The following is a 16571-nucleotide window of genomic DNA, read 5'->3' on the forward strand; positions in this document are numbered from 1 at the left end:
TCAGCAATAACTAACCGAAACTGGCGATCACCCGCTGGGGGAGCGATGTCACAGCAGACGCCCGAACAGACGCCACAACCGACCGAACGTCGCGGGGGAGCCGTCTGGGCCCTCGTCATCACCAGCGTCGCCGGATTCATGGCGGCCCTCGACAACCTCGTCGTCACCACCGCTCTGCCCTCGATCCGCGAGGACTTCGGGGGAGCGCTCGACGATCTGGAATGGACCGTGAGCGCGTACACGCTCACCTTCGCCGTGCTGCTGATGTTCGGCGCGGCCCTCGGCGACCGGTTCGGCCGCCGCCGGCTCTTCCTCGTCGGCATCACCGTCTTCACCGGCGCGTCCGCCGCGGCGGCCATGGCGCCCGGCATCGACTCGCTGATCGCCGCCCGCGCGGTCCAGGGCGTCGGCGCGGCCATCATGATGCCGCTGACCCTGACCCTGCTGACGGCCGCCGTCCCGGCCGCCAAACGCGGGATGGCGTACGGGATATGGGGCGCCGTCAACGGTCTCGCGGTCGCCTCGGGGCCGCTCATCGGAGGCAGCCTCACCGAACACCTGTCCTGGCAGTGGATCTTCTGGCTGAACGTTCCGCTGGGCCTCGCCCTGCTGCCGCTCGTCCGGCTGCGCCTGACGGAGTCGTTCGGCTCCGGCGCCCCGCTCGACATCCGCGGCACCCTGCTCGCCAGCGGCGGCCTCTTCGGCATCGTCTACGGGCTGGTCCGCGCGCCTGTCGTCGGCTGGAGCGACGGTGTCGTGCTGCTCGCCCTCTTCGCGGGTACGGCCCTGCTCACCGGCTTCGTCTTCCACGGCATGCGGGCCGAGAACCCGATGCTGCCGATGCGCCTCTTCCGCAGTCGCGCCTTCGCCGGGATCAACGCGGCGAGTCTGCTGATGTTCCTCGGGATGTTCGGCTCGATCTTCCTGCTCAGCCAGTACATGCAGGGCGTGCTCGGCTACTCGCCCACCGAGGCGGGGCTGCGCATGCTGCCGTGGACCGGTATGCCGATGCTCGTCGCGCCGCTCGCCGGCTATCTGTCGGACCGTGTCGGTGGCCGTCCGGTCGTCGCGGCGGGTCTGTTCCTCCAGGCCGTCGGGCTCGGGTGGTTCGCCGCCGTGGTCGAGGCGGACACGTCGTACGCCGCGCAGCTGCCCGCGCTGATCATCAGCGGCATCGGGATGTCGCTCTTCTTCGCCCCCGCCTCCAGCCTGGTCATGTCCAGCGTCCGGGCGCAGGAGCAGGGGATCGCGTCCGGCGCCAACAACGCGCTGCGCGAGGTCGGCGGGGCGCTCGGTATCGCGGTGATGGCCTCGATCTTCTCAGCGCAGGGCGGCTACGAGAGCGCGCGGACCTTCGTGGACGGGATCCGGCCCGCGCTGTGGGTGGGCTCGGCGGCGGTGGCCCTGGCGGGGGTCGGGGCGCTGTACATCCCGCGCCGGCGGCCTGCGACCGGGCCTGCGGCCGGGGCTCAGGAGGTCACGGAGGCGGCCGTGCCTGTGCCTGTGCCTGTGCCGGAGACTGCGTCGCGTTGAGTTGAGTCCGCAGGCCGGTGGGGGCGGGTCGCGCAGTTCCCCGCGCCCCTCGGGAGCGGGGCTGCGCCCCGGCTCCCGCCCCACCGGCCCGCAGACTCAGTGCGACCTCAGGTGCCCGCACTCTTGAGAACGGCCCCGCCGGAACCGGCGGGGCCGTTCTCGTACTCTGGGGACGTGCAGGAACTCCACGACACCGCCCTCGCCCCGCTGACCACCTTCCGGCTCGGTGGTCCTGCCGACCGGCTGATCACCGCGACCACCGACGACGAGGTCATCGCCGCCGTCCGCGAGGCCGACGACTCCGGTACGCCGCTGCTGCTGATCGGCGGCGGATCCAACCTGGTCATCGGCGACAAGGGCTTCGCGGGCACCGCCCTGCGCATCGCCACCCGCGGCTTCGACCTGGACGGTACGAAGCTGGAGCTGGCCGCCGGCGAGGTGTGGACCGACGCGGTCGCCCGGACCGTCGAGGCCCGTCTCGCGGGCATCGAGTGCCTCGCCGGAATCCCGGGCTCCGCCGGTGCGACACCGATCCAGAACGTGGGCGCGTACGGGCAGGAAGTGTCGTCGACGATCACCGAAGTGGTCGCCTACGACCGCGAGAGCCGCGAGACGGTCACCATGTCCAACGCCGAGTGCGCCTTCTCGTACCGGCACAGCCGGTTCAAGGGCGATCCCGAGCGGTTCGTCGTGCTGCGGGTCCGTTTCGAGCTGGAGGACGCGGCGGGGCTGTCCGCGCCGCTGAGGTACGCCGAGACGGCTCGCATGCTCGGTGTCGACCCCGGCGACCGCGTGCCCGTGGACGCGGCCCGCGAGACCGTCCTGAAGCTGCGCTCCGGGAAGGGCATGGTCCTCGACCCCGAGGACCACGACACCTGGTCGGCCGGCTCGTTCTTCACCAACCCGATCCTCACGCGTGAGGAGTTCGCCGCGTTCCACGCGCGCGTGGCCGAGCGCCTGGGCGACGGAGTGGTCCCGCCCGCTTACCCCGCGGACGACGAGCACACCAAGACCTCCGCGGCCTGGCTGATCGACAAGTCGGGCTTCACCAAGGGGTACGGCACCGGCCCGGCCCGTATCTCCACCAAGCACACCCTGGCCCTCACCAACCGCGGCGGGGCCACCACGGAGGACCTGCTCGCGCTCGCCCGCGAGGTCGTCGCGGGCGTCCACGACGCCTTCGGGATCACGCTCGTCAACGAACCGGTGACGGTGGGCGTCAGCCTCTGAGACGGTATTCCGCTTGTCGGCGGCCGTGAGAGGCGGTCACCCTGGGGCCATGAGAGAACTCCCGTGCGGCTGAGGGTCACCGAGTTCGCGCCGCGAGCCGGCCGGTACGCGTTCCGGGTCGTCCAGCCGAGCCCCGCCCTGCGGCACACCACACTCAGCGACCCCCTACGGGAGTGGGGATATCTGGTCGGGGACCACGACGGGCTCTCCCGCCTCGCCGCGCTGTTCTCGTTCGCCGCGCACTCCCCGCACACGGTCGTCCACGTCCCGCTGCGCGACGGCGTCCCCCGGCAGTACGCGCCCGGGGTGCCGGTGGACCTGGTCCTCGTCCACCGGACCCTGGGCCTGCGGCCGTCCGTCTGGCCCGCGCTGCGCCGCGGGTTGACCCGGGGCACCCCGGGCACCGTCCGCACCGACGAACAGCGGACCGCCCGTCACGCCGCCGCCTGGCAGGCGCGCTGGGACCGGCGCTGGGACCGGCTGGCCCCGGTCGACAGGATCCGTCCCGCGACGCACGCCCGGACGCTGTTCCTCTTCGGCGCCCGGGACACCTTCGCCTCGGCGTCCGTCCACCTGGAACTGGCGGCAGGGTTCGGCCCGCTCGGCAAGAGGGCGGCCAAGGGACACGACGTGCTGGTCACCACGCTCACCCCGCATCTGCCGCTGACCCGGGGGCGGGGGCCGGAGCTCGACATCGGCTTCCAGGCGTACCCGCCCCTCTCCCACTTCAGGCGGCCGGGGCGCTCAGCCAGTCGTCGACCCCGGACAGCAGCTTCTCCCTGATGTCGGGCGGCGCCGCCGAGGCGCGTACCGACTGCCGTGCCAGTTCGGCCAGTTCGGCGTCCGTGAAGCCGTGGTGGCGGCGCGCGATGTCGTACTGGGCGGCCAGCCGGGAGCCGAACAGCAGCGGGTCGTCCGCACCGAGCGCCATGGGCACGCCCGCCTCGAAGAGCGTGCGCAGGGGGACGTCCTCCGGCTTCTCGTAGACCCCCAGGGCGACGTTCGAGGCCGGGCAGACCTCGCAGGTGATGCCGCGGTCCGCGAGCCGCTTCAGCAGCCGCGGGTCCTCGGCGGCCCGCACCCCGTGCCCGATCCGCGAGGCGTGCAGATCGTCCAGGCAGTCGCGGACGGACGCGGGGCCCGTCAGCTCGCCGCCGTGCGGCGCGGCCAGCAGCCCGCCCTCCCGGGCGATCGCGAAGGCCCGGTCGAAGTCCCGCGCCATGCCCCGCCGCTCGTCGTTGGAGAGCCCGAACCCGACGATGCCGCGGTCCGCGTACCGCACGGCCAGCCGGGCCAGCGTGCGGGCGTCCAGCGGGTGCTTCATCCGGTTCGCGGCGACCAGGACCCGCATACCGAGCCCGGTCTCGCGCGAGGCCGTGTCCACCGCGTCCAGGATGATCTCCAGGGCGGGGATCAGACCGCCCAGACGAGGGGCGTACGACGTGGGGTCGACCTGGATCTCCAGCCACCCCGAGCCGTCCCTCAGGTCCTCCTCGGCGGCCTCGCGCACGAGCCGCTGGATGTCCTCGGGATCTCTGAGGCATGAGCGCGCCGCGTCGTACAGACGCTGGAAGCGGAACCAGCCGCGCTCGTCCGTCGCCCGCAGCTTGGGCGGCTCGCCGCTCGTCAGCGCCTCGGGCAGATGGATTCCGTGCTTGTCGGCCAGTTCCAGCAGGGTGGTGTGCCGCATCGAACCGGTGAAATGCAGGTGCAGATGAGCCTTGGGCAGCTCAGAGACCTTACGTACGTGCTCCATTCAAGGATCCTGCCGCACGCCGGCGCCGTATCGGTAGCGCTTTCCCTGAACGTGGTCTTGCTCGCACGAAGAAACGAGCCGCCTCCCCGGAGGGAAGCGGCTCGCCCCACCCGCTGACGTGAGCGGATTCAGTACTTACTGTCGTGCGCGGGTTCAGGCCTTGGCCTCCGCCAGGAGCTTCTGGATCCGCGAGACGCCCTCGACGAGGTCCTCGTCACCCAGCGCGTACGACAGCCGCAGATAGCCCGGCGTGCCGAAGGCCTCGCCCGGGACGACCGCGACCTCGGCCTCCTCCAGGATCAGCGCGGCCAGCTCGACGGAGGTCTGCGGGCGCTTGCCGCGGATCTCCTTGCCGAGGAGCGCCTTCACCGAGGGGTACGCGTAGAACGCGCCCTCGGGCTCCGGGCAGAGCACGCCGTCGATCTCGTTGAGCATGCGCACGATCGTCCTGCGGCGGCGGTCGAAGGCCTCGCGCATCTCGGCGACGGCCGTCAGGTCGCCCGAGACGGCGGCGATCGCGGCGGCCTGGGCCACGTTCGACACGTTCGACGTGGCATGGGACTGCAGGTTGGTCGCGGCCTTCACCACGTCCTTGGGGCCGATGACCCACCCGACCCGCCAGCCGGTCATCGCGTACGTCTTCGCCACGCCGTTGACCACGATGCACTTGTCGCGCAGCTCGGGAAGTACCGCCGGCAGCGAGGTGAACTTCGCGTCCCCGTAGACCAGGTGCTCGTAGATCTCGTCCGTCATCACCCACAGGCCGTGCTCGACGGCCCAGCGGCCGATGGCCTCGGTGTCCTCGGCGCTGTAGACGGCGCCGGTCGGGTTGGAGGGCGACACGAAGAGGACGACCTTGGTCTTCTCCGTACGGGCCGCCTCCAGCTGCTCGACCGAGACGCGGTAGCCGGTCGTCTCGTCCGCGACGACGTCCACCGGGACACCGCCGGCGAGACGGATCGACTCGGGGTACGTCGTCCAGTAGGGGGCCGGGACGATGACCTCGTCGCCCGGGTCGAGGATCGCGGCGAACGCCTCGTAGATGGCCTGCTTGCCGCCGTTGGTCACCAGGACCTGGGAGGCGTCCACCTCGTAGTGGGAGTCACGCAGCGTCTTGGCGACGATCGCCGCCTTCAGCTCAGGAAGGCCGCCGGCCGGCGTGTAGCGGTGGTACTTCGGGTTCTTGCATGCCTCGATGGCGGCCTCGACGACGTAGTCCGGGGTCGGGAAGTCGGGCTCACCGGCGCCGAAGCCGATCACCGGACGTCCGGCGGCCTTGAGGGCCTTGGCCTTGGCGTCCACGGCGAGGGTGGCGGACTCGGAGATCGCGCCGACTCGGGCGGAGACCCGGCGCTCGGTGGGAGGGATTGCAGCGCTCATGGGACCCATCGTTTCAGACCGGAAACGTCCCCGGCACACTGGTTTCACAGACTGGGCAGCGCCGGACGGACCCGGGGCCGGGTACGCACAAAGTCCGTACGGACACTTTCTGTTCGACGACCGGCCGCCGACCACGTACACTCTCACCTCGTTGGCCTTCACCGGCCGCACTCTTCCGGTGCACTCCGAGCACCCGGGCGGATGCGGTACGTTGTGGGGGAAGCAAAGGGTCGTAGCTCAATTGGTAGAGCACTGGTCTCCAAAACCAGCGGTTGGGGGTTCAAGTCCCTCCGGCCCTGCTACACACTCCTTTCACCAGGATGTGTGCGCATGTACGTACTGCATTGCACCGCCGTGCGGCTCACACCGGGCGCGGCACGGCCACGACCCGGAATCAGGTGAGGACGAGTGACGGACGCCGTGGGCTCCATCGACATGCCTGATGCCCAGGATGAGGCGCCGGAGTCCCAGAAGAAGGGCCGCAAGGGTGGCAAGCGTGCCAAGAAGGGCCCGCTGAAGCGCCTCGCCCTCTTCTACCGCCAGATCGTCGCGGAGCTCCGCAAGGTTGTCTGGCCGACCCGCAATCAGCTGACGACGTACACCACAGTGGTGATTGTGTTCGTTGTCATCATGATCGGTCTGGTGACTGTGATTGACTTCGGACTCGACAAGGCCGCCAAGTACGTCTTCGGCTAGGCCAAGCGCGAAGGGCGCCGTACCCGGCGCCCGCTTTCGCGTGTTCCACCCCCATGATCCAGGAAGAAGCAGCCACCGTGTCTGACCCGAACCTGAACGATGCCGTCGAGTCGGTCGAGTCCCGTGACGACGAACTCGACATCGTCGAGGGCGCGGACGTCGAGGACGAGGTCGAGGCTGCCGACGCCGCGGCGGGCAAGCCCGCCGAAGAGGCCGCGCTGCAGGTCGAGGACGAGTCCGGCGAGGACGCCGAGGGCGAGTCCGCCGACGCCGCGGCCGACGAGGACGCCACCGACGAGGAGGAGGCGGAGGAGGCCGAGCCGGTCGACCCCGTCACCGCCCTGCGTGAGGAACTCCGTTCGCTGCCCGGCGAGTGGTACGTCATCCACACGTACGCCGGTTACGAGAACCGCGTGAAGACCAACCTCGAACAGCGTGCCGTCTCGCTGAACGTCGAGGACTTCATCTTCGCGGCCGAGGTGCCGCAAGAAGAGGTCGCGCAGATCAAGAACGGCGAGCGCAAGACCATCAAGCAGAACAAGCTCCCCGGCTACGTGCTGGTGCGCATGGATCTGACGAACGAGTCCTGGGGTGTCGTCCGCAACACCCCCGGCGTCACCGGCTTCGTGGGCAACGCCTACGACCCGTACCCGCTGACGCTGGACGAGATCGTCAAGATGCTCGCCCCCGAGGCCGAGGAGAAGGCCGCCCGCGAGGCCGCCGAGGCCGAGGGCAAGCCGGCGCCGTCCCGCAAGCTTGAGGTCCAGGTGCTGGACTTCGAGGTGGGCGACTCGGTCACCGTCACCGACGGCCCGTTCGCGACGCTGCAGGCGACCATCAACGAGATCAACGCCGACTCGAAGAAGGTCAAGGGCCTCGTCGAGATCTTCGGCCGCGAGACTCCGGTGGAGCTCAGCTTCGACCAGATCCAGAAGAACTGACGTTCTTTCGGACCGTACGCTTCCGACCAGGTCAGACAGGCTCTCGCAGCCCGTCTGACCTGCTCGGTTTCAGGCTGCGCACCGATACCCGTTATCGTTGTGCGGTATGCCTCCATCCGGATGATCCGGATGGATGGCCGGAAACTCTCACTAGGACCCGGAGAGAGCAATGCCTCCCAAGAAGAAGAAGGTCACGGGGCTCATCAAGCTCCAGATCCAGGCCGGTGCGGCCAACCCGGCGCCGCCGGTCGGCCCCGCACTGGGCCAGCACGGCGTCAACATCATGGAGTTCTGCAAGGCCTACAACGCGGCGACCGAGTCGCAGCGCGGCTGGGTCATCCCGGTGGAGATCACGGTCTACGAAGACCGCTCCTTCACCTTCATCACCAAGACCCCGCCGGCCGCGAAGATGATCCTCAAGGCCGCCGGTGTCGAGAAGGGCTCGGGCGAGCCGCACAAGACCAAGGTCGCCAAGATCACGCAGGCCCAGGTCCGCGAGATCGCCACGACCAAGCTGGCCGACCTGAACGCCAACGACCTGGACGCCGCGTCGAAGATCATCGCCGGCACCGCCCGTTCCATGGGCATCACGGTCGAGGGCTGATCCCCACCCTTGTAGAACACCGTGGCAGGGCCTGCTCGGCCCCTACCACGACTCCTCAGAGCACACAGGAGCAGTAGTGAGCAAGCGCAGCAAGTCTCTCCGCGCTGCGGACGCCAAGATCGACCGGGAGAAGCTGTACGCCCCGCTCGAAGCCGTCCGTCTCGCCAAGGAGACCTCCACCTCCAAGTTCGACGGCACCGTCGAGGTCGCCTTCCGTCTGGGTGTCGACCCGCGCAAGGCCGACCAGATGGTCCGCGGCACCGTGAACCTCCCGCACGGCACCGGCAAGACCGCCCGGGTCCTGGTCTTCGCGACCGGTGACCGTGCCGAGGCCGCGACTGCCGCCGGCGCCGACATCGTCGGCTCCGACGAACTCATCGACGAGGTCGCGAAGGGGCGTCTGGACTTCGACGCCGTCGTCGCCACCCCGGACCTCATGGGCAAGGTCGGCCGCCTGGGCCGTGTCCTCGGCCCGCGTGGTCTGATGCCGAACCCGAAGACGGGCACCGTGACCCCGGACGTGGCCAAGGCCGTGACCGAGATCAAGGGCGGCAAGATCGAGTTCCGCGTCGACAAGCACTCGAACCTGCACTTCATCATCGGCAAGGCGTCGTTCGACGACACGCAGCTGGTGGAGAACTACGGCGCCGCGCTCGACGAGATCCTTCGTCTGAAGCCGTCGGCCGCCAAGGGTCGCTACATCAAGAAGGCCACGATCAGCACCACGATCGGCCCCGGCATCACTGTCGACTCGAACCGCACCCGCAACCTCCTCGTCGAGGAGGACCCGGCCGCCGTCTGAGCCTGACGCTCACCGGTAGCCGCGTCGCAGACGCGATTTCAGGACGGGCCCCGCAACCTTTCGAGGTGCGGGGCCCGTCTTTGTGTCCGGCGCCCGGTGACCGTTCCCGGGTCGGATGTCGGTGGCCTGCGCTAGCGTGCGGGGCACAGGAATCGCATAGGGGGACGAATGATGAGCTCGATCGTGCGCCGGGTGGCCGTCTCGATAGCGGTGGCCGCCGCCCTGACCGGAGCCGCGGCCTGTAGCGGCTCCGACTCCGACGGGGACTCCGGAGGGGACAGCGAGGGTTCGGCGGGCGCGGGCAAGGGCGCCGGCGAGGCCAGGACCCGTACGGACGCGATCGTGGCCCTTCGTTCCGTGGAGAAGAGCACCGACGGCGCGGACTCCGCCAAGGTCGAGTCCACCACGACCATGGGCACGATGATGTCGATGGAGGCGGACGGCGCCCTCGGCTGGGCCGACGGACTCACCGGCAAGCTGACGATCACGTACACCGGCGGCACGATGGCCGACCAGATGCGCCAGCTGGGAACCACCTCCATGGAGGCCCGGTATCTGCCGGACGCCTACTACGCGAAGATGGGCGACAAGTTCGCCGCGCAGTCCGGCGGCAAGCACTGGATCAAGTACGACTACGACGACCTGGCGAAGCTCGCCGGCGGATCGGGCGCGTACATGAAGGACCAGATGCAGAACACCACGCCGAACCAGTCGGTGAAGCTGCTGCTGGCCTCCGGGGACGTCGAGAAGGTCGGCGAGGAGAAGGTGCGCGGCGAGGACACCACGCACTACTCGGGCACGGTCGACGTCGCGGATCTCGCGGGCCGGAACTCCTCCCTCTCCGCGAGCCAACTGGCCGATCTCAAGAGCCAGTTGGAGCAGGCCGGGGTGACCACCGAGACCATCGACATCTGGGTGAACGACAAGGACCTGCTGGTCAAGAAGGCCGAGAAGGGCGAGCTGGCGACCGGCTCGATGTCCTCGACGGCGTACTACAGCGACTACGGCGTCGAGGTCGCGGCCGAGGAGCCCGCGGCGGGCGACACCGCGGACTTCAAGGACCTGATGCGGAGCCAGCCGGCGGGCTGAAGCCGGTCGGCGGGCTGAAGCCGCCCGGACACTCCCTCCGGCCTCCGGTTCCACCCTCTCCTGGAAGTCACAGGCGTCACAGGCGTCACACAGGGCACGTGAGAACTCAGAGGACTGCCTGAACCACGCTGGGATACGCTCGCGGCTTGTCTGTGAGTCGCTCATTTGTTCCTTGGGGGGAACCATGAAGCTTTCTGTGCGCACGTCTGCACGCAACAGGGCGACGGGCGCGGTCGTCGCCGCGCTCGTCCTCGGTGGGGGTGCCGTCGGCTGTTCCAAGGGGGACGAGGAGTCCCCCGAGATGACTCCCGCCGCGGCCGTCGCCAAGGCGGCGAAGAAGACGGAGGACATCACCTCCCTCAGCTACCGGATGACGGGCAGGACCCCGGAGGAGGGGCGCATCAAGGCCGAGGCCCAGATGCGCATGAAGCCCGACCTCGCCATGAGCATGAAGATGACCGCCCTGGACCAGGGGAAGGACGGCAACGCCGAGATCCGTCTGGTCGACAAGGCGATGTACATCGGCGGGGGCGCCGCGGCGGCCAAGGAGATGGACGGCAAGAGCTGGATCAAGTTCGACATGTCCACGCTGGGTGACGACGCACTGGGCGGCGGCGGGGCCCCGGGCGCCGGGACGGCCGACAAGAACCCGGCGCAGGAGTCCACCTTCCTCACCGGCTCCAAGGACGTGAAGAAGGTCGGCACCGAGAAGGTCGAGGGCGTCGAGACCACCCACTACAAGGGCACGGTCACCCTCGACGAGTTCCGCAAGTCCCTCAAGACCGAGAGCAAGGCCACCCGCGAGAAGCGGGAGAAGAGCCTTGAGCAGTACGAGAAGCTGGGCCTGGACGCGCTCACGATGGACATGTGGGTCGACGGCGAGGACCACACCAAGCAGTTCCGCATGCAGGGCGACGCCGACAAGGGCAAGCTCGACATGACCATCACCTTCCTCGACTACAACAAGCCCGTGACCGTCGAGGCCCCGCCGGCCAAGGACGTCATGGACCTGGCCGAGATGATGGGCGACCTGGAGGGCTGACGGCCCCGGAGGGCGCGATTTGCTTGACAGCGCCCCGTTCACGTAACCTTCCACAGAAGCCAAAGACCGCTGGTCGTTGCTGTGCTCTCGTCAGAGGACGCGGTGACCGAAGGATCCGCTGAATTGCGGACGACCCGCGCAGGTGACTGTGGATGAGCTCCCGGACAGTCCCGTACTTCGTACGGATTCCGTCTGGTAGAGCCACGCCCCGTGCGCCTGCGCCGGGGCGTTTCGTTTTCCCAGTCTCCTTCTGAGCGGTCCTCATCACCCGGAAGGAGGCCACGCTTATGGCAAGGCCCGACAAGGCTGCCGCGGTAGCCGAGCTCGCGGACCAGTTCCGCAGCTCGAACGCCGCTGTGCTGACCGAGTACCGGGGTCTCACCGTGGCGCAGCTCAAGACGCTGCGTCGTTCGCTCGGTGAAGACGCCCAGTACGCCGTGGTGAAGAACACGCTGACCAAGATCGCGGCCAACGAGGCCGGGATCTCCACGCTCGACGACCTGTTCAACGGTCCGACGGCGGTTGCCTTCATCTCCGGTGACCCGGTGACGTCGGCGAAGGGTCTTCGTGACTTCGCCAAGGACAACCCGAACCTCGTCATCAAGGGCGGTGTCCTTGACGGTAAGGCGCTGTCCGCCGACGAGATCAAGAAGCTTGCGGACCTTGAGTCCCGCGAGGTTCTGCTCGCCAAGCTGGCGGGTGCCATGAAGGGCAAGCAGTCCCAGGCTGCCACCCTCTTCCAGGCGCTCCCGTCGAAGTTCGTCCGCACCGCGGAGGCGCTTCGCGTCAAGCTCGAAGAGCAGGGCGGTGCCGAGTAACTCGGCTCGCGCAATGACCGCCGCCTGAGGCGACGGTCGCAGCGGGCCGAACGTACGCCCGCCTCACCAGTACATCCCGGCACCTGCCGAATGAGTGGAAGGACGCCATCATGGCGAAGCTGTCCCAGGAAGAGCTGCTCGCGCAGTTCGAGAACCTCACCCTCATCGAGCTCTCCGAGTTCGTGAAGGCCTTCGAGGAGAAGTTCGACGTCACCGCCGCCGCCGCGGTCGCCGCCGGCCCCGCCGCCGCTGCCGCCCCGGCCGAGGCCGAGGCCGAGCAGGACGAGTTCGACGTCATCCTCACGGGTGCCGGCGAGAAGAAGATCCAGGTCATCAAGGTCGTGCGTGAGCTCACCTCGCTGGGTCTGAAGGAGGCCAAGGACCTCGTCGACGGCGCTCCGAAGCCCGTCCTGGAGAAGGTCGACAAGGCTGCCGCCGAGAAGGCTGCCGAGTCCCTCAAGGGCGCCGGCGCCTCCGTCGAGGTCAAGTGACCCGACGAGTCCGCCAGGACTCCTGCGAGCCGCGTAGAGCCGCTTTCGTAGCGGTGTAACGCTGACGCACCGAAGAGCGATCACCCAACTGGGTGGTCGCTCTTCGGCGTTCGAGGGGGCCGTGCGGCGACTGCCTTGCGCTGTAGGTCGCGACGAGTATGGTGATCTTCGTTCGTGCCTCCAGCCGCCCGTGACGGGCTGCAAGACAGGTTGCAAGTGACGGTGGCAGCACCCGGTTCGGGCTTGGGGGGCCTTGACGAACCGCACGCAGCGCGCAATTCTCAGGACGCGTCGTCACAACGATCCGGATCCGAGGCATGGATCGGCGGCGAAGAGGGCAGTATCGATGTGCATCGAGGGCGTGGCTTGCAGCAGGGGTTGAGAACAACGAGGGTCTTCAAAAACCCGCACTGGACATCAGTGGGCCTAGTGGCTACACTGACCCTTTGCGCTGCCTGTTAGCTGCCTCCTGCCCGTCACCAGGGGCATACCCTCGCTTGAGCATCGTGGATGGAACCGACTCCGACCTGGTCGTATTCGACTAGATCGGGAGACGTTCTTCCTGGTGCCCCGCTTGGGACCGGTACGCGCGTAGTGAGTCCGAGCCCTCGGAAGGACCCCCTCTTGGCCGCCTCGCGCACTGCCTCGACCGCGAATACGAACAACGGCGCCAGCACCGCCCCGCTGCGCATCTCCTTTGCAAAGATCAAGGAGCCCCTTGAGGTTCCGAACCTTCTTGCGCTGCAGACCGAAAGCTTTGACTGGCTGCTCGGCAACGACGCGTGGAAGGCTCGTGTCGAGGCGGCTCTGGACAGTGGACAGGACGTCCCCACGAAGTCCGGTCTGGAGGAGATCTTCGAGGAGATCTCCCCGATCGAGGACTTCTCAGGGTCGATGTCCCTGACGTTCCGCGACCACCGCTTCGAGCCTCCCAAGAACTCGATCGACGAGTGCAAGGAGCGCGACTTCACGTTCGCCGCGCCGCTCTTCGTCACCGCCGAGTTCACCAACAACGAGACCGGCGAGATCAAGTCCCAGACCGTCTTCATGGGTGATTTCCCGCTCATGACGAACAAGGGCACCTTCGTCATCAACGGCACCGAGCGTGTCGTGGTGTCGCAGCTGGTCCGTTCGCCGGGTGTCTACTTCGACTCCTCCATCGACAAGACGTCCGACAAGGACATCTTCTCCGCGAAGGTCATCCCGTCCCGGGGTGCCTGGCTGGAGATGGAGATCGACAAGCGCGACATGGTCGGTGTCCGCATCGACCGCAAGCGCAAGCAGTCCGTCACCGTCCTGCTCAAGGCTCTCGGTTGGACGACCGAGCAGATCCTTGAGGAGTTCGGCGAGTACGAATCCATGCGCGCCACCCTGGAGAAGGACCACACCCAGGGCCAGGACGACGCGCTGCTCGACATCTACCGCAAGCTGCGTCCGGGCGAGCCGCCGACCCGTGAGGCCGCGCAGACGCTGCTGGAGAACCTCTACTTCAACCCCAAGCGCTACGACCTCGCGAAGGTCGGCCGCTACAAGGTCAACAAGAAGCTGGGCGGCGAAGCCCCGCTCGACGCCGGGATCCTGACCGTCGAGGACATCATCTCGTCGATCAAGTACCTGGTGAAGCTGCACGCCGGTGAGACCGAGACCGTCGGGAACAACGGCACCTCGATCGTCGTCGAGACCGACGACATCGACCACTTCGGCAACCGCCGTCTGCGCAACGTGGGCGAGCTCATCCAGAACCAGGTCCGTACGGGTCTGGCGCGTATGGAGCGAGTCGTCCGCGAGCGCATGACGACCCAGGACGTCGAGGCGATCACGCCGCAGACCCTGATCAACATCCGGCCGGTCGTCGCCTCCATCAAGGAGTTCTTCGGCACCAGCCAGCTGTCGCAGTTCATGGACCAGAACAACCCGCTGTCGGGTCTCACCCACAAGCGCCGTCTGTCGGCTCTTGGCCCGGGTGGTCTCTCCCGTGAGCGGGCCGGCTTCGAGGTCCGTGACGTGCACCCCTCGCACTACGGCCGCATGTGTCCGATCGAGACCCCCGAAGGCCCGAACATCGGCCTGATCGGCTCGCTCGCCTCCTACGGCCGGGTCAACGCGTTCGGCTTCGTCGAGACGCCCTACCGCCGGGTCACCGACGGTGTCGTCACCGACGAGGTCGACTACCTGACCGCCGACGAGGAGGACCGCTTCGTCATCGCGCAGGCCAACGCCGTGCTCAACGACGACATGCGGTTCAACGAGGCCCGTGTCCTGGTCCGCCGCCGTGGCGGAGAGGTCGACTACGTCCCCGGTGACGACGTCGACTACATGGACGTCTCGCCGCGCCAGATGGTGTCCGTCGCGACCGCGATGATCCCGTTCCTGGAGCACGACGACGCCAACCGTGCCCTCATGGGCGCGAACATGATGCGCCAGGCCGTGCCGCTCATCACCGCCGAGGCCCCCCTCGTCGGTACGGGCATGGAGTACCGCTGCGCCGTCGACGCCGGTGACGTCATCAAGGCCGAGAAGTCGGGTGTGGTCCAGGAGGTCTCCGCGGACTACGTCACGGTGGCCAACGACGACGGCACCTACACCACCTACCGGGTGGCCAAGTTCTCCCGCTCCAACCAGGGGACCTCGGTCAACCAGAAGGTCGTCGTCAACGAGGGCGACCGGGTCATCGAGCACCAGGTGCTCGCCGACGGCCCGGCCACCCAGGAAGGCGAGATGGCGCTGGGCAAGAACCTGCTCGTCGCCTTCATGCCGTGGGAGGGTCACAACTACGAGGACGCGATCATCCTGTCGCAGCGCCTCGTGCAGGACGACGTCCTCTCCTCGATCCACATCGAGGAGCACGAGGTCGACGCCCGTGACACCAAGCTCGGCCCCGAGGAGATCACCCGGGACATCCCGAACGTCTCCGAGGAGGTCCTCGCCGACCTCGACGAGCGCGGCATCATCCGCATCGGTGCCGAGGTCGTCGCCGGTGACATCCTGGTCGGCAAGGTCACGCCCAAGGGTGAGACCGAGCTGACCCCGGAGGAGCGCCTGCTCCGCGCGATCTTCGGCGAGAAGGCGCGCGAGGTGCGCGACACCTCGCTGAAGGTGCCGCACGGCGAGATCGGCAAGGTCATCGGCGTCCGCGTCTTCGACCGTGAAGAGGGCGACGAGCTGCCGCCGGGCGTGAACCAGCTGGTTCGTGTCTACGTGGCGCAGAAGCGCAAGATCACGGACGGCGACAAGCTCGCCGGCCGGCACGGCAACAAGGGTGTCATCTCCAAGATCCTTCCGATCGAGGACATGCCCTTCCTTGAGGACGGCACGCCGGTCGACATCATCCTCAACCCGCTGGGTGTCCCGTCCCGAATGAACCCGGGACAGGTCCTGGAGATCCACCTCGGCTGGCTCGCCAGCCGCGGCTGGGACGTCTCCGGGCTCGGCGAGGAGTGGGCGCAGCGCCTCCAGGCCATCGAGGCCGACAAGGTGGAGCCCGGTACCAACGTCGCCACCCCCGTCTTCGACGGTGCGCGTGAGGACGAGCTGGCCGGTCTGCTGCAGCACACGATCCCGAACCGCGACGGCTCACGCATGGTGCTCCCGACCGGTAAGGCGCCGCTGTTCGACGGCCGCTCCGGCGAGCCGTTCCCGGAGCCGGTCTCGGTCGGCTACATGTACATCCTCAAGCTCCACCACCTGGTCGACGACAAGCTGCACGCCCGCTCGACCGGTCCGTACTCGATGATCACCCAGCAGCCGCTGGGTGGTAAGGCCCAGTTCGGTGGCCAGCGATTCGGTGAGATGGAGGTGTGGGCGCTGGAGGCTTACGGCGCCGCCTACGCCCTCCAGGAACTGCTGACCATCAAGTCCGACGACGTGACCGGCCGCGTGAAGGTCTACGAGGCCATCGTCAAGGGCGAGAACATTCCTGAGCCCGGCATTCCCGAGTCCTTCAAGGTGCTCATCAAGGAAATGCAGTCGCTCTGCCTCAACGTGGAGGTGCTGTCCTCGGACGGCATGTCCATCGAGATGCGCGACACGGACGAGGACGTCTTCCGCGCCGCGGAGGAGCTCGGTATCGACCTGTCCCGGCGCGAGCCGAGCAGCGTCGAAGAGGTCTGACGGGTCTGGCCGGGGCTCGCTGAACACGAGCCCCGGCTAACCAACCCCGGACCCCAGTCAGACCAGTGAAGAATCGACC

The 16571-nt window shown here is 68.1% G+C and carries 14 protein-coding genes and 1 tRNA gene; 13 read left to right on the top strand and 2 right to left on the bottom strand.

Annotated features, from left to right (window positions below; genetic code table 11):
* Positions 1 to 45 precede the first annotated feature (45 nt).
* The 3 genes from J8N05_RS09665 to J8N05_RS09675 all read left to right on the top strand — a co-directional run bounded on the left by J8N05_RS09665 (position 46) and on the right by J8N05_RS09675 (position 3546).
* Positions 46 to 1533 (top strand): DHA2 family efflux MFS transporter permease subunit, encoded by a 1488-nt coding sequence (locus tag J8N05_RS09665; protein WP_210882016.1) that lies wholly within the window; start codon positions 46 to 48, stop codon positions 1531 to 1533.
* Positions 1534 to 1707: 174 nt separating this feature from the next.
* Positions 1708 to 2763, top strand: coding sequence for a UDP-N-acetylmuramate dehydrogenase (locus J8N05_RS09670; RefSeq protein ID WP_210882017.1), 1056 nt, complete (start codon positions 1708 to 1710; stop codon positions 2761 to 2763).
* Between the two features lie 63 nt (positions 2764 to 2826).
* Complete coding sequence (locus J8N05_RS09675) at positions 2827 to 3546, top strand: hypothetical protein (RefSeq protein WP_210882018.1); 720 nt, start codon at positions 2827 to 2829, stop codon at positions 3544 to 3546.
* On the opposite strand, the gene J8N05_RS09680 is transcribed toward J8N05_RS09675, so the two are convergent.
* The gene (locus J8N05_RS09680) at positions 3491 to 4519 is read right to left on the bottom strand and encodes an adenosine deaminase (protein ID WP_210882019.1); all 1029 of its coding nucleotides are present in this window, start codon (positions 4517 to 4519) and stop codon (positions 3491 to 3493) included. The genes J8N05_RS09675 and J8N05_RS09680 overlap by 56 nt on opposite strands.
* A gap of 153 nt (positions 4520 to 4672) precedes the next feature.
* Complete coding sequence (locus J8N05_RS09685; RefSeq protein WP_210882020.1) at positions 4673 to 5899, bottom strand: pyridoxal phosphate-dependent aminotransferase; 1227 nt, start codon at positions 5897 to 5899, stop codon at positions 4673 to 4675.
* 226 nt (positions 5900 to 6125) lie between these two features.
* Here J8N05_RS09685 and J8N05_RS09690 point away from each other — a divergent pair.
* The 10 genes from J8N05_RS09690 to rpoB all read left to right on the top strand — a co-directional run bounded on the left by J8N05_RS09690 (position 6126) and on the right by rpoB (position 16492).
* Positions 6126 to 6198, top strand: a tRNA-Trp gene (locus tag J8N05_RS09690).
* Positions 6199 to 6307: 109 nt separating this feature from the next.
* Positions 6308 to 6595: a preprotein translocase subunit SecE gene (gene secE, locus J8N05_RS09695; protein ID WP_055610500.1), complete on the top strand. Its 288-nt coding sequence runs from the start codon at positions 6308 to 6310 to the stop codon at positions 6593 to 6595.
* A 77-nt stretch (positions 6596 to 6672) separates the two neighbouring features.
* Positions 6673 to 7536, top strand: a complete 864-nt coding sequence (gene nusG / locus J8N05_RS09700; RefSeq protein ID WP_210882021.1) for a transcription termination/antitermination protein NusG — start codon at positions 6673 to 6675, stop codon at positions 7534 to 7536.
* 169 nt (positions 7537 to 7705) lie between these two features.
* Complete coding sequence (gene rplK / locus J8N05_RS09705) at positions 7706 to 8140, top strand: 50S ribosomal protein L11 (RefSeq protein WP_107020981.1); 435 nt, start codon at positions 7706 to 7708, stop codon at positions 8138 to 8140.
* 76 nt (positions 8141 to 8216) lie between these two features.
* Complete coding sequence (rplA, locus tag J8N05_RS09710) at positions 8217 to 8942, top strand: 50S ribosomal protein L1 (RefSeq protein ID WP_210882022.1); 726 nt, start codon at positions 8217 to 8219, stop codon at positions 8940 to 8942.
* A gap of 168 nt (positions 8943 to 9110) precedes the next feature.
* On the top strand, positions 9111 to 10031 hold the full coding sequence (locus J8N05_RS09715) for a hypothetical protein (RefSeq protein WP_210882023.1): 921 nt from the start codon (positions 9111 to 9113) through the stop codon (positions 10029 to 10031).
* 184 nt (positions 10032 to 10215) lie between these two features.
* A complete protein-coding gene (locus tag J8N05_RS09720; RefSeq protein WP_210882024.1) occupies positions 10216 to 11073 on the top strand; it encodes a LolA-like protein in 858 nt (285 codons plus the stop codon).
* 287 nt (positions 11074 to 11360) lie between these two features.
* Positions 11361 to 11891 (top strand): 50S ribosomal protein L10, encoded by a 531-nt coding sequence (rplJ, locus tag J8N05_RS09725; protein ID WP_210882025.1) that lies wholly within the window; start codon positions 11361 to 11363, stop codon positions 11889 to 11891.
* A gap of 110 nt (positions 11892 to 12001) precedes the next feature.
* Positions 12002 to 12382: a 50S ribosomal protein L7/L12 gene (rplL, locus tag J8N05_RS09730; protein ID WP_107020986.1), complete on the top strand. Its 381-nt coding sequence runs from the start codon at positions 12002 to 12004 to the stop codon at positions 12380 to 12382.
* 624 nt (positions 12383 to 13006) lie between these two features.
* A complete protein-coding gene (rpoB, locus tag J8N05_RS09735) occupies positions 13007 to 16492 on the top strand; it encodes a DNA-directed RNA polymerase subunit beta (RefSeq protein WP_210882026.1) in 3486 nt (1161 codons plus the stop codon).
* Positions 16493 to 16571: the final 79 nt, after the last annotated feature.

The organism is Streptomyces liliiviolaceus, assembly GCF_018070025.1.
GTDB classification, from domain to species: domain Bacteria; phylum Actinomycetota; class Actinomycetes; order Streptomycetales; family Streptomycetaceae; genus Streptomyces; species Streptomyces liliiviolaceus.